7 protein-coding genes are annotated in these 15,022 nt (G+C 43.9%); all 7 read left to right on the top strand.

Features of this window, described 5'->3' with window-relative positions:
- The first annotated feature begins 19 nt into the window (after nucleotides 1-19).
- The 7 genes from LBQ60_20255 (at nucleotide 20) to LBQ60_20225 (ending at nucleotide 14,931) form a co-directional block, all read left to right on the top strand.
- The gene (locus tag LBQ60_20255) at nucleotides 20-3,376 is read left to right on the top strand and encodes a discoidin domain-containing protein (GenBank protein ID MDR2040259.1); all 3,357 of its coding nucleotides are present in this window, start codon (nucleotides 20-22) and stop codon (nucleotides 3,374-3,376) included.
- 28 nt (nucleotides 3,377-3,404) lie between these two features.
- A complete protein-coding gene (locus LBQ60_20250) occupies nucleotides 3,405-4,667 on the top strand; it encodes an alpha/beta fold hydrolase (protein ID MDR2040258.1) in 1,263 nt (420 codons plus the stop codon).
- Between the two features lie 19 nt (nucleotides 4,668-4,686).
- Entirely contained in the window at nucleotides 4,687-7,545 is a 2,859-nt protein-coding gene (locus LBQ60_20245; GenBank protein MDR2040257.1) for a glycoside hydrolase family 3 C-terminal domain-containing protein, read from the top strand.
- A 265-nt stretch (nucleotides 7,546-7,810) separates the two neighbouring features.
- Entirely contained in the window at nucleotides 7,811-9,232 is a 1,422-nt protein-coding gene (locus LBQ60_20240) for a Gfo/Idh/MocA family oxidoreductase (GenBank protein ID MDR2040256.1), read from the top strand.
- A 111-nt stretch (nucleotides 9,233-9,343) separates the two neighbouring features.
- Nucleotides 9,344-10,195: a sugar phosphate isomerase/epimerase gene (locus tag LBQ60_20235; protein ID MDR2040255.1), complete on the top strand. Its 852-nt coding sequence runs from the start codon at nucleotides 9,344-9,346 to the stop codon at nucleotides 10,193-10,195.
- A gap of 10 nt (nucleotides 10,196-10,205) precedes the next feature.
- Nucleotides 10,206-13,037, top strand: coding sequence for a poly(beta-D-mannuronate) C5 epimerase (locus LBQ60_20230; protein MDR2040254.1), 2,832 nt, complete (start codon nucleotides 10,206-10,208; stop codon nucleotides 13,035-13,037).
- Between the two features lie 679 nt (nucleotides 13,038-13,716).
- Nucleotides 13,717-14,931 carry a hypothetical protein gene (locus LBQ60_20225; GenBank protein ID MDR2040253.1) on the top strand — a complete coding sequence of 405 codons (1,215 nt, stop codon included), beginning with the start codon at nucleotides 13,717-13,719 and terminating at the stop codon, nucleotides 14,929-14,931.
- The last annotated feature ends 91 nt before the right edge of the window (nucleotides 14,932-15,022 follow it).

The raw sequence follows: 15,022 nt of genomic DNA, 5'->3' as shown, positions 1-15,022 counted from the left end.
CGCGAAAATTTGAATAACCATGGATAAGTATACCCGGAAAAAAAAGGATATAAGTAATCAATTGTTTTTTTTACTTGTTCTCTTCTTGATTCATATTTCTTGTTTTTCACAAACCGGAGCGCAATGGAGAAGTATAGAATCTGCGTATGATTCTGAAGATATTTGTGTTGCAGCCTATACGGATGCCGACCATGCTTCTATCGATAAAACCGGAACGGCTAATTCGCAGGCGGGTATCCAGGAATTACTAAACAGATTAGGGAACGCCGGCGGAGGTACGCTATACCTTTCTGCCGGAAAATATAAAGTAGATGGTAAGTTGTTGATACCTAAAGGGGTTGTTTTAAGAGGCGATTGGAAACAACCCAAAAAGGATGCCCCCATTACGGGTACTATTTTAATGGTATACACAGGAAGAGGTTCCGAAGATGAATTAAACGCTTTCATCACCATGGAATCCTCTACCGGTCTTTACAATGTGGCGATCTGGTATCCTGAGCAACAACCCGGAAATATCACCCCCTATCCGCCGTCCGTACTTTACGGGAAAAGAGGATACTGGGGTAATGATTATTGTAATGTCAGAAATGTAACTTTAGTTAATTCTTATTCGGGAGTAGTCGTTTCCCGATATAATGGCGGCGGTTGCCCCAACATTTTCAACCTCTACGGTACCCCTTTGTCGCGAGGAATTGAAATCGACAATATCGCTGACGTGGGCCGCTTCGACTGGATCGACTTCTCCCCTGATTACTGGGCGGCTTCGGGTCTTCCCGGCGCCCCCGCAAAAGAAGGAGCGCACAGCCGGTATATCAAGGAAAATGCAACAGGATTTGTTATGAGACGTAATGACTGGTCATATACCTGCCACCTCAACGTGGAAGGTTACCATACCGGATTTTACACAGGGACATCCCCGTCCGAAACCGTTACGGCAGGAAACCCCAACGGTCATAACTATCATATGACTTTTAAGAACTGTACCGAAGCTATTCATATCGATGCGATAGCCAATGCGGGAATTATGTTTACACATGTAAGAATCACAGACTGTGAGCAGGGAATCGTAGTGGGAGAAGGCGCCGGATCTACTGCCCAGTTCTACGATTGCGAAATCTCGGCAAAACAGGATGCAATAACAATTAGCGGTGAAGCCTCCACCAAACTAATGACCCAGCAGTGTAAAATCCATAGCGGAGAAGTGAATATTCACGGAGGAATTTATGTATCGGTAGACGGCGACTTCAATAACGACCCGCCGCAGGTTACAACAGGCGCCAGCGCACGGATGATTCTTACCGGAAATCGTTTTTCACAACCTGTGGAAATAAAAGACCAGTCGCTATTTAAATGTGCTATAGATCACCAGCCGGTATCCATCAAACCGCTTCCCGAATTTCCGGAAATAAGGCCAAAGGTGACAAAACCGGCAAGAAGTAACCTGTATGTGGTTACCGATGCCGAATTCGGAGGCGTTGCCGATGCCGTTTCCGACAATACAGAAGCTATACAGGACGCATTGGATAAAGCCGGAAACGAAGGAGGCGGCATTGTTTTCCTCCCACCCGGAAAGTACAGGGTAAACGGAAATCTTACCGTTCCCTCCGGAGTAGAAATAAAAGGAGCATCCGATTTGGCCTCGGTTCCAAAGGGACAAGGGAGCATTATTGAGGTGTATGCCGGAAAAAACGAACCGAATGGCGACCCCTTTCTTAAATTATCATCAGGAAGCGGTATCCGGGGGATAACATTTAATTATCCCGAACAAAAGTCATCATTGACTTTGGATCCCGCCACATTGCCTAAATACCCGTATTGCATACAGGCAACCGGATCGGATGTCTATATCGTCAATGTCGGCGTTCGTGCAACCTACCATGGCATAGACCTTTTTACTTATAAATGCGATAATCATTATGTGGATTATTATGCAGGACATGTTTTCAAAAATGCCATCCGTATCGGAGGCAACTCTACTAACGGAATCATCAGCAACTTCCAATTCAACACATTGGTAATGGCCAATGGATATGAAAATCCGAAATTTGGCGCATGGCCCAATTCCGAGAACGATCAGGTTGTCAAAGATGCGGTGTACAATCAAAATTGGAGCGAACTCGAATTTTTGATATTGGAAGATTGTCATGATCAAATATTATACAACAACTTTCATTATGCTTCCCATAAAGGAGTTACTTTTGGGAAAAACGGGACTGCACCCTCCGGTATTTCAATGGGATTAGGGTTGGATGCTTCGCTTCGTTCCCTTTGTTTCGAAGGTTTGGATCCGGATAAGGGTTTCGACCTGATCAATACTCAAGTTGTATCCGTAGCAAGGGATGTATATGCAGATACAAAGTTTATCGAGACAGCTCCCGGTTTTAACGGAGAAGTTTATCTGTTCAGTTCCGATTATTGGGGAAGCGCCAAGTATGCCGGAGTTTTCGGAGGCGGAACGGTTAATCTGGTATTACCCCATTTCGCACAACACGGGACTGAAAGATTTCTGGAAATTACCGGCGATGCTTCCGTTTACATATCTACTTCCGATGTAAATGCCACCAGTTTCGTATCTGCCGGAAAAAACGGGCAGGTATCGGTAGAATCGTCTATAGTGGCATTATCTTCCCCGTCCGGGTACCGCTCATGGTGGAACAACATTAACACAGCACCCGTTTTACAGCCAAATACGACATTACCCCGTACAGGATGGATTGCTATAGGGAGCGCCAACAGTAGCACTGCATCTTCTGCCATTGATGCAATGCCTGCAACAAGGTGGACTCCCGGGTCGCAGGTAACCCCGGGACAATGGTTTGCCGTAGATACACAGCAACCTGTTACCTTTAATACGGTAATCATGGATGCTTCCATGAGCCCGAACGACTGGCCGAGCGCTTACGCTGTGTATGTTTCCGATAACGGGCGCGACTGGGGTACTTCTATCGCAACAGGAACACAACCGTCTTCTGTCATCATCATAAATACCCCTACGGTAACATCGCGCTATGTAAGAGTGGTGCAAACCGGTAGCGGAAAAACACAACACTGGAGCATCCATGAGTTTTACCTGGCTTACGTGAAAGATGACAATGGTGGTGATGATGGCGATCCGCCATTATCAGCCGTTCATCCGGAAACTGATGTACCGGCGTATATGTATCTGAACCAAGGAACACTCCATATTTCCGGATACGAACAAATATCGTCCGGCACACGGATAAAAATATATAATACTGCCGGACAGAATGTGCTGACAGGTAATTTTTCAGGAAACGGTATCCCCGTAGGTAGCCTTCCGTCAGGTATTTATATTGTCTTGTTGCAGGAAGGGAAAAATATTATTGTAAAACAAAAGATACTCATAGGGAGATAAAGTTCAAATACCAGATAAAATAATATCAATGAACCGAAATAAAATAAAAAAACTTGCTTTATGTATCATACTGCAAATCGGCCTTATACAGCTTTATGCAGGAAAAGACCCGTTTGCAGAATACCAGAACAGCATACCGGCCATAAAACAGGTAATCAGTGAAGAGATGATAACGGAAGGATCATCGGAAATCGTAATTCGTAAGTTTATATTCGATTCACGTAATCATACCAACGAAGTTTATTCCATTATGGCCGTTCCTTCCGGAGACGGAGTTTATCCGGCAATCTTATTTCTGCATGGCGGTGGAAGCCGGGCGGAAGATATGTATCACCTGGTACGGGAATATGCCGGACGCGGATATGTTACCATGGCTATTGATCTTCCGGGATTATGCGGAATTGACAAGACGCCTTATTCCAGAGGCCCATGGAAAATTAAGGAAAAGGAAAAAGGCATGGAAGAAGCCCGGATAGATGTGAGTGAACAGGTACGGGGCAGCACGCTTGTAGATGCGGAAGTGGCTGGAATTGAAGCAATCAATTATTTAAGAACTATGCCGGAAGTGAATATTTCCCGTATCGGTATTACCGGGTTTTCTTGGGGAGGATATTCCACAACAATATTGGCCGGCTTACTGGGAAATAAGATCAAAGCCGCTTATTCCGTCTATGGTTGCGGATATTATGAAAAAGGTTCCTTTTGGATAAAATGGTTGGATGCGCTTTCCGAAAAGGATAGAAAAACATGGCTGAAATATCTGGATGCAGGACGTAGGGCCAAGAATATGCGAGCAGCATATTTTATCGAAGCAGCATCTAATGATACTTTTTTCTGGCCTCCGGCCGTCGAAGCGACGTTAAATGCCATTCGCGGATCAAAAAACCTCGTATGGAGAGCAAACCTGAATCATAGACAATTAGCACAGGGAAAACTGATGCAGCAGTTATATCTCGACTATCACCTGAAAGGAATAGGAAGCCCATTTGCACAAGTATCTGTTTCTAAAAATGAAAAACAAAAGAACGGAAATCAAAAGGTAACCATACAGGTAAATGCTCCTGAAAGTATTAAGATAAACTCCGTAAAATTATATTATAGTGGAATGCCGGCTTCTGGAAAATGGCAGGAAAGAGAATGGATCGAAATAAAAGCCCAACCGGTGTCAGGCAATATTTATCATGTAACTATTCCGGAAAAAGCAGTGAAAAGTCAGGCAGATTATTTTGTTTCGGCAGAGGATGACCGCACAGTAATTACATCAAGTAAAATGTATACCATAAAGAAATAATAATAGAATAATAACACTCATGAATAAGAAAATACTCATCACGGTTGTTTGCTTGGTAACTGTATGTTCTGTCGTTTTTTCACAGAAAAAAGGCGTAACATCAGTCTCAGCATCCGTCAATGTTGAAAAAGGCACACAGTTATTGGACAATGATTCCCGTACAGGCTGGGAACTTAATCCGGATGATCTGAAAACCGATCAGTTCCTTATGTTCACACTACAGACACCCGGCGACATAAAGGAAATACAATTGGACGCCTCCGGTATTTCCAAAGACGACCTGCAAAAATTGCTCAACATTTATATCACCTATGACCCGATGAATCTTGGTGATGCTGTAAAGTATGATGTCAAAGGAAATCAAAAATTCATCCTGACATTTTCACCGAAATACGGAGCACACGTGAGGGTCGATTTCAAGGGAAATACATTGAAAAAACGGCTTGTTGTAAATGAAATAGCATTTGCTTATGCCGATACGAAAAAAACGGTTTCGACAGAGTTAAAAGATAAGCCTTGGATGAACGCTAATCTTCCTGTAGAAGAAAGGGTTGAATTACTGCTTTCAGCTATGACACCGGATGATAAGATGGAACTGGTTCGCGAAGGATGGGGTATTCCCGGAATACCGCATTTAGGTATACCCGATATTAAAAAAGTAGAAGCGATCCATGGTTTTTCATACGGCAGTGGAGCGACTATTTTTCCGCAAGCCATTGCATTAGGCGCCTCATGGAACAAGAAACTGGCCGAAGAAACAGCACGAGTTATAGGGGATGAAACCCTTGCAGCGGGAGCTATACAGGCATGGTCACCCGTATTGGATGTGGCACAGGATGCTCGTTGGGGACGTTGCGAAGAAACTTTCGGGGAAGATCCGGTCTTGGTTTCTTTGATCGGTGGCGCATGGATCAAAGGTTACCAATCCAAAGGATTAATGACTACTCCCAAACACTTTGCCATTCACGGCGCGCCTTTAGGCGGACGGGATTCACACGATATAGGTTTGTCGGAACGGGAAATCCGTGAAATTCATCTGGTTCCTTTTCGTCATGTGATTAAAAATTATGATTGTCAATCGCTCATGATGTCTTATTCCGATTATTTAGGCATACCGGTTGCAAAAAGCACGGAATTGTTAAACGGTATCTTACGTGAAGAATGGGGATTTGACGGATTCATCGTCAGTGATTGCGGCGCTATCGGAAACCTGACTTCGCGCAAACATTATACGGCAGAAAATTTAATAGAAGCTGCCAATCAAGCCTTAGCGGCTGGTATCGCCACTAACTGCGGAAACACATACAATAACAAAGAGGTAATCGCCGCCGCCGGGGACGGAAGGATCAATATGAAACACCTGGATTTCACATGCCGTACATTATTACGGACCATGTTCAGAAATGGCCTTTTTGAACATAACCCATCCAAATCATTGGATTGGAATAAAATATATCCGGGCTGGCAATCCCCCGAACACAGGGAAGTAGCCCGCAGGGTAGCCCGGGAATCCATTGTTTTGCTGGAAAATAAAGAACAGGTTCTTCCTTTGTCCAGATCTTTGAAAACAATAGCAGTAATAGGCCCGGGTGCGGATGATCTCCAACCGGGAGACTATACGCCAAAACTTCAGGAAGGCCAGTTAAAATCGGTATTGACCGGGATAAAAGGAGCCGTTTCGCCTCAAACGAAAGTGATTTATGAAAAAGGTTGTGAATTTACCGGTGAAGAGAATCTCAACCTTGAAGGAGCAAAGAAAGCTGCTCTTCAATCGGATATAGTTGTAATGGTTTTAGGCGATTGCAGTGCAAGCGAAACAAAAAAGGGAATTGTGCGGACTTCAGGCGAAAACCATGATTATGCGACACTGATACTTCCGGGAAACCAGCAAAAATTACTGGAAACTATCTGTGCAACCGGGAAACCGGTAATATTGATTCTACAGGCCGGACGCCCTTTCAATATTTCTTATGCAGCAGAACATTGCCAAGCGATCCTGGTAAACTGGCTGCCCGGGCAGGAAGGTGGATTTGCGACGGCTGACGTCCTTTTCGGCGACTATAATCCTGCCGGACGCCTGCCCATGACTTTTCCGCGCCATGTAGGACAATTGCCGCATTATTACAATTTCAAAACATCAGGCCGCAGGTACGAATATTCGGATATGGAATTTTATCCGCTTTATCCGTTCGGCTACGGGTTAAGCTATACCCATTTCAATTATTCCGATCTCAAAACCGATATACATTCCGACGGCAGTGTCGCTGTCCGGGTTAAAGTTTCTAATACGGGGAACCGTGAAGGAGATGAAGTGGTACAGCTTTATGTTACCGACATGTATGCCAGCGTAAAAACACGCGTTATGGAACTGAAAGATTTTGAAAGAGTTTCCCTGGCGCCCGGCGAAACAAAAGAAGTGACGTTTAAACTGCTGCCGTATCAGCTTTCGTTATTGAACGACAAGATGGACCGTGTGGTTGAACCGGGTGAATTTAAGATCATGGTTGGCGGGAAAAGTCCTTCGTACAAAGCCGGCGACAGGATAAAAGACAGCGTCGGCTTTTTGAAAACGTCCGATGGCGTTAGCGCGACGATAAATTATACCGCAGTTTTTGCAGCCGATTTTGATATTACCTGTTCGGGAATGGAGGAAAACCTGATCAATAAAACGAAGAGCGTATCCGTTATTGTAAAAAATAAAGGCAATATGACCGATACGGGTAAGGTTTACATGTATGAGGATGGCGTCTGTTCGGAGGAACAGCACCATTTTGAACTTGATCCGGGCGCCGAAAAAACGATTCGTTTTGAATTGGGAGAAAAATCAAAGCATATTATTTTCACCACAAAATATAAAAGCCTGATAGTAAGCAATTAATATCAACACATCCATTGATAGTGATGAGGTGTTTATTGTCAGTAAAAAATGCATCATACATGACAAAAATTGCAAGGGTGTAAGTCGATATAATGATTTTTGGGTCATGTGCTAAGAAAAAATAACAAGAGGTTAATCATTTTAGTAATACTAAGTAATATAAAACAATTAATGTCATATTTTCTGAATGTAATCCACTTGATCAATGTGACTTAAGAAAACAATAAATAGCACTGAGTGCTTAAAAATAAAAATAGAACAAAAAATGACAGCAAAAGAAAACAACTCCCGGAGAACATTCCTTAAGCAAGCGGCGGTGCTTTCGGTCCTACCGTTTATACCAGCATTAGGGAAAGAAACAACGATAAAACTGGCATCACCTAACGAGCGTGTGAATCTTGCCTGTTGTGGTATAGGAAACAGAGGAGCCGAAATCATCCGGGACCTGTACAGGACAGGGTTATGTAACATTGTTGCCTTATGCGATGTAGATATGGGAGCGCCCCATACGGTCAAAATATTAGAAGAATTTCCCAATGCGCGGCGTTTTCAGGATTTCAGGGAAATGTTCGATAAAATGGGGAACGAGATCGACGCTGTTACAGCCGGCGTTCCGGATCATGCGCATTTCCCCATTGCCATTACCGCCATGCACCTCGGCAAACACATATATTCCGAAAAACCTTTGGCCCGTACATTCTATGAAAATGAACTCCTGATCAAAGCCGCTAAAAAATATAAAAAAGTAGCGACACAAATGGGCAACCAGGGACATTCGGATGCCAATTATTTTCAATTTAAAGCATGGGTGGAAGCGGGCATTATTAAAGATGTAACTGCCATTACCGCCCACATGAATGGGGGCCGCCGCTGGCACGGATGGGATGTTAATATGAAAGGCTTTCCGAAAGGGGAACCGGTTCCTTCAACGCTCGATTGGGATAAATGGATCAGCATGGCACAGTATCATGATTACAATCACGATTATATCAACGGACAATGGCGTTGCTGGTTTGATTACGGATTGGGAGCTTTGGGCGATTGGGGGGCACATATCATGGATACGGCACATCAGTTTCTCGATCTGGGATTACCTTACGAAATAAATCCCATAAAACTTGAAGGCCATAATCCTTTCTTTTTTCCGATGGCTTCTACTATTTTATTTAAATTTCCGAAAAGGGGAAAAATGCCGCCTTGCGAAATAACATGGTATGACGGAGTGAAGAACTTACCACCCATCCCCGCAGGATACGGCGTGTCCGGGCTGGATCCCAACATTCCGCCGCCAAGTACCGGTTCGCTGAAAGCCGAACTCAATCCGGGTAAGATCATCTACAGCAAAACACTGACCTTCAAAGGCGGATCGCACGGAAGCACCCTTTCGATCATTCCAGAAGACGTAGCCAAAGAAATGAAGTCGAAACTTCCGGAAGTACCCAAAAGCCCGTCCAATCATTACAAGAACTTCCTGTTAGCCTGTAAGGGAGAGGAAAAAACGCGGTCACCCTTCGAAATATCGGGCCCCTTGAGCCAGGTATTTTCCTTAGGTGTTCTTGCGCAAAAGTTGAATATAAAATTAGAATTCGACAGGAAGAAAAAGAAAATCACCAATAGCAAATTGGCCAACGATCTGCTGGCAGGGCCTCCGCCACGGAAGGGATGGGAACAGTATTACAAAATGTAAACAGGGTAAATAATAAGCACCCAGTGCTATTTATTATTTTCTTAAATCGCATTGATCAAGTTAATTACGTTCAGAAAGTGTAACATTAATTGTTTTATATTACTTAATAAAATGAATACGCGAAGAGATTTTTTGAGAAAGGCGGGAGCAGGATTACTGGCTGCCGGAACAACCCCGGCTTTGTTTGCAGGGGATATGGCTAAAACGGCGGAATCTTCCTCCTCGAAAGAAGATGCGTTCAAATTATCCATTGCAGGATTTAGTTTTGTCCATTTCAAAATAGACGAAGCGCTTGATATGATGAAACGGATGGATGTACATTATTTGTGTATTAAAGATTTTCATCTTCCTTTCAATAGTACTGACGAGCAAATTGCAGATTTTCATGTCAAACTGAAAAGCAAAGGAGTGACGGGCTATGGGGTCGGTCCCATTTATATGAACAACGAAGGAGATGTGGACAAGGGTTTTGCCTATGCCAAAAGAGTGGGAGTAAAAGTGATCGTAGGAGTTCCCAAACATGAAATATTGCCTTACATCGATAAAAAGGTCAAAGAATACGATTTCAATTATGCAATTCATATTCATGGACCGGATATAGAATTATATCCACATGCAAAAGATGTGATGGAGCATGTAAAAGACCTTGATCCGCGTATCGGAATCTGTTTGGACATAGGCCATGACGCCCGTGCAGGATTCGATCCGGTCAAGGATTTAAAATTGTATCATAAAAGGGTATTCGATATCCACATTAAGGATGTTACCGCCGCAAGTAAAAAAGGCGGAACCTGTGAAATGGGCCGCGGCATCATTGATATACCCGCATTTGTCCGCACGTTGCGGAAAGTGAAATACACCGGCGCCTGTAGCCTTGAATTCGAAAAGGATATGAAAGACCCTCTTGCCGGTTTGTCCGAATCAATAGGTTACTTCAGGGGAGTAGCAGATGCAACCAGATAAAACAGGCGTAATGAAAAGAACCAGGTTCAAAAACGGGATCATACCGAAAGGCAAAATGATGGTCATTATTGCCGTATTTTTCGCGGGCATCGTTCATGCACAACAGTCGCCCCAACAAAGTATAAAAACCATTTATCCTACAAAAGATTGGGTAATATCTGACTTTGTAGTGACCGACTTCGGTGCAAAAGCACAGCCGGATTTTGACAACAGGGTAGCTTTTCAGGCGGCTATTGATGCTGCACACAGCAATGGCGGCGGCGTAGTGTATATTCCGGCAGGTAATTATGAGTTCCGTAGTGCACAAACCGGTACGAGAAATGTTAGAGTACGCAAGGGAAGCGAACAATCTCAGAAAGAGTTTAATTACCAATATGTCCTGCGGCTCCCGCCGGGCGTACAGCTCCGCGGAGACTGGGCAGACCCTGAATTAAACAATGGGAAAGTTCTCGGAACCATTCTTGAGGTGCGCGTGGGGAAAAATGCACCCGGTTATAACGCATCTGTTGAAAGCTGGTGGAACGACTCACAGGCCGGTAATGCACTCCGTACTACTTATACCAGCATCGCCGACAGGTTCATAGAAATGAGGGAAGGAACCGGCGTGACGAACCTGTCCGTATGGTACCCAGAACAGGATATCAACGACATTAAGCCATATCCGTGGACATTATTTCAAACAAGCGGCGATTGTGCGACTGTTGAAAACGTAACCTTTGTAAACGCTTACAACGGTTTCTATTCCGCGCCGAGCGAGTTGCATTATGTGTTGAATAGCTACATGACCGCTCTCAATACCGGAATCGAAGTTCATGTGTGTACCGACATCGGACGTATTGAGAATGTCAAAATAGACCCGAAATACTGGGCAAACTCAGGACTACCGGGTTCACCTTCGCTTGCAAAGGTTACGGAATATACGAGAGCGAACGGCACCGGATTCAATATGCACCGCTCTGATTGGGAATATGTGTCTTATTTGTATGTTACCGGTTATAAGACGGGTATGTGGATCGGCAGGGAACCCGGTTATGCTGATACTCCGAACGCGCAGTTATACGAAATTCATATAAAAAACTGCGGAAACGGTCTTTATGTTCAGGACGTTAACCCCTATGGATTGCTGATATCCAATTCTACATTCGGGACAGATAAAGAGGGGAACGCCGTATATTTCTATAACGATTTCAGAACCTCCGTACAATTTAACGGCGTGGATTTCACCGGGCCTGTAGTCAGCGACGGCAGTGACGGAGTGGTGTCCTTTGAAAGTTGTACATTTGACAAATACCGTGAATACGCGCTTAGAATAAACAAAGGTAACGTATTGCTCACGCAATGCGATTTTAAACAACCGGCCAATCATGTGATCCTTGGTATAGATATGAAAACGCTCAAATCGGTAAACTCCGGTTATAACCGCAAATTGGAAGTCAAAAATAATAGCAGGTCCGCCAAAATCGAGATGAATAGTGGCAATGAATACGCATTTGAGCCGATTCCTAAAAATATAAAAACAGATATTAGCAAACACCCGAGGCCGGTGTCAAACAAAGTGATAAAAGCCGACCTGCCGAGAGTTACAGGCTTTAACAATGATAGCCCGGCAAAGGATATATCGGCTGATTTGCAGGCGGCACTTAACGCCGTTAAGACTGCCGGCGGCGGCACGCTGTATCTACCTGCCGGAAGGTATTTGGTGAACAGTCCTGTAAAAGTCCCTTCGGGAGTTGAATTGAGAGGGACATGGGACGTACAGCACCATACAAAAAATGGCGGGACAGCTATATTTACAACTTATACCGGCGGCGCTGCGGGAGAAAAAGGGCCTTCGCTCATACAGCTTGATGCAGGTGCGGGTATCAGGGGAATAACCATTGTGCAAACCAATTTAACAACTGACGGCGCCAGTGTCAGTGATCCCAGAATAACTCCGTTTCTGATCCAGGGGCAAGGTAAAAACGTTTATGTGGTGAACACGACCGTAGCATTGGGTGATAAAGGAATAGACCTTGCCTCATACAATACGGGCGGTCACTATGTCGATTACTTTGCCGGCGTACTCGTAAGAGCAGGAATTTGGGTCGGCGGCGGCGCTGAAGGCGGATTTATCCGGAACATGCAGTTCAATCCGCATTACGGTTCAAGGCTACCGCAAGGCGGCCAGGGATATCCCAGAGCATCCATGACACGTTTTGTACAATCAAATTGTAGCGCGCTCAAATTCGCAGATGTTAAAAACCAAACGATTTTCAACAATTTCGTTTACGGTTCGATATATGGTATTCATTTCCTAAAAGATGCGATAACCGGCAAAAATCCGGGTGAAATGACGGTGATAGGCCACGGTTCGGACGGATGTACGTTTTCTCTATTTGTAGAAGACGCTGACAAGAATACCAAAATAGTTGCCATCAATTCTGAGTTGGTGAATACACAAATTACATCACAGCCTGTCCGCTCGTATATTCTCATGGGCGATAAAGTGAAAACGGATAAAGTTCATCCTGACGCCCAATTGATACTGTACAACAGTGCATTCTGGGGAAGTCCTGTTATTGGAGCCATCATCAATAATGGCACCGTGCGTATCCAGCAGGGAAACTATACGCGTAGCGGCGCTCCCGGTATAGATAACAGGGGCGGGAAAGTGCATGTTTATACGACATTTTTTGCGCAACGAATGACAGGCGAGGCGGCAGGGGACAACGTATATGCAAAATTGCACGAAACGGGTGTTTCAACAGAACTCACCAATAATTATTATGTTTCAGGGCTTAGGAAAAGCAAAGCCGGAACAGGTCGTATTTTTGGTTCTGATATTGTTTTAGGGACGGATTGATATTCTTTGCTTTTTACCATCATAGCGTACTGTCTGAAATAGATGGAAAACCCAATGGCCGTGCATGTTCCATCTGCATAGGTAAATTATAATATTACAATCCCGGTGGAACTTCCGGAAGACGGGTCAGAATGAGTTATTCAAAGAATAATTAAAAATATGATTGCCTAATAAAATGTTTAAAAAATGGGAAATTGAGCTCGGCGAAGTCTCCGGACTTCGTTGCGTTCAGAAAGTTCCTGCTTTTAGCTTCGGCGTGGCGAAACGGCCAGCTGATAAGGGATTTTCAAAAATAAATTACCAAAGTTTCGCCGTCAGGCGATTTATATCAATAGAAAATGGTGTGAGAAAGAATACTCCCCATTAGGAGATTTATGAATGTATCTCCTTAAAAGAGATACGGTTTTCATGTTCGCATCTTTCTATTGATATTCAAGTCTTACGGACTTGCTGGTATATGTAGCCTTAATACTTTATTGTTGAATTTCACTAAATGGGCATAATATCCGATAATCGGATAAAAAATATTTTCACCCTTAACTTTTAATCACATGAACCCCTCATGAGCAATAATAGCTCGCCAAAGTTGATGAATATCAGGCATGAGGGGCCCATATGTCCATTAAAAACAATTTATATACATATGAAAATCAATCGGTTTTTATCAAGTCTTATTTTTTTGAGTTGCATTGCTTATATGTCCAGTCCGGCTTTTGCTGCCGAAAGACTGATGGCAGGAACAGCAAAAATTAATATTACACCGCTTCAGCCGAAATATCCTGTTCATGATTCCCTATATGCGAGGAGCCTGATACTGGAATCCGGTGGGGTACGGATCGCATTTATAGGATTGGATTTGGGCGGATACACCAATGTCCCTTTAGCCGAATCATTGAAAAAGCAGTTCAACCTAAAAGAAGTGTATTTTTCTCCACAACATACCCATTCAGCAGAAGTCGCGCCGAAAGAGCAGCTCGAAAAACAGATTGTTTCCGTAATGGAAAAAGCCTCAAAAAAGATGTTTGAAACGAAAATATCAGGCGGTCATCGTTATTTTCCCCAATTGAGCTTTAACCGGTTAATTCTTCGTGAAGACGGGCGTGCAAGGGAATCATGGCTGGGCGACGATCATTACCGGGCAGTCAATCCCGAGCGTATTCCCCACGGACCAGTTGATCCCGCGATAGGAGTGATCCGGTTAGACGATATGAACGGAAATCCTAAAGCGCTGATCATGAATTATGCATGCCACCCCGATGTGGCATGGAATAACTTTGAAATTTCGGCTGATTATGTAGGTTATGCGACCAGGTATACCGAAGAAGCTTTTAATAATACGGTTAATTGTTTGTTTGTTCAGGGAGGTGGGGGCAATCAGGCGCCGCTGTTCAAAGATGGAGGCAGGAAAGCGCCTGATGATCCCCGCCCTTCCAATTATGATTTGATCGACCGTATGGGAAAACTTCTCTCCATTGAGGCTGTGAAGTTAGCAAAGGAATTATACCCGAATCCGCATGATGTACCGGATATAAAAGTAAAGGCTGATTCTTTATTTTTTACGGGGCGTTATGATAAGAACCTTCATTATAATGTTCACTTCTCGGTAATATCCATTAATGACCGGTTTGTGATCGCAACAGTTCCCGGTGAGCCATTTATTAAATTCCAGATCGACTGGAAAAGAGAGTTCGAACCTTACGGAAAAATACCTTTCCTGTTCGGATATACGTGGAACGGAGGTAAATGGCCGATATACCTTCCCGATATCCGTTCGGCGGCTTATGGCGGTTTTGGCGCCGACCACGGTCCGAACCTGATAGAAATAGGCGCCGGGGAAAAAATCATGATCAGGCAATTGGAAAATTATTACCGTATGATGGGAGTATTTAAATAAAAACGGATATTCGCCGGCCTTGCCAATAAAAAGCATACGGCAGGCGTTCCGGAAAATCACGTGTGAAAATTTATTTCCACAGCAAAAAAAA

This window comes from Bacteroidales bacterium (assembly GCA_031275285.1).
GTDB lineage: Bacteria > Bacteroidota > Bacteroidia > Bacteroidales > UBA4181 > JAIRLS01.
This window is presented reverse-complemented; position numbering and strand designations above follow the sequence as displayed.

Bases quoted from the DNA above. Each gene is read 5' to 3' on its own strand.
- LBQ60_20255 (MDR2040259.1), top strand. From the start codon at position 20: ATGGATAAGTATACCCGGAAAAAAAAGGATATAAGTAATCAATTGTTT.
- LBQ60_20250 (MDR2040258.1), top strand. From the start codon at position 3,405: ATGAACCGAAATAAAATAAAAAAACTTGCTTTATGTATCATACTGCAA.
- LBQ60_20245 (MDR2040257.1), top strand. From the start codon at position 4,687: ATGAATAAGAAAATACTCATCACGGTTGTTTGCTTGGTAACTGTATGT.
- LBQ60_20240 (MDR2040256.1), top strand. From the start codon at position 7,811: ATGACAGCAAAAGAAAACAACTCCCGGAGAACATTCCTTAAGCAAGCG.
- LBQ60_20235 (MDR2040255.1), top strand. From the start codon at position 9,344: ATGAATACGCGAAGAGATTTTTTGAGAAAGGCGGGAGCAGGATTACTG.
- LBQ60_20230 (MDR2040254.1), top strand. From the start codon at position 10,206: ATGAAAAGAACCAGGTTCAAAAACGGGATCATACCGAAAGGCAAAATG.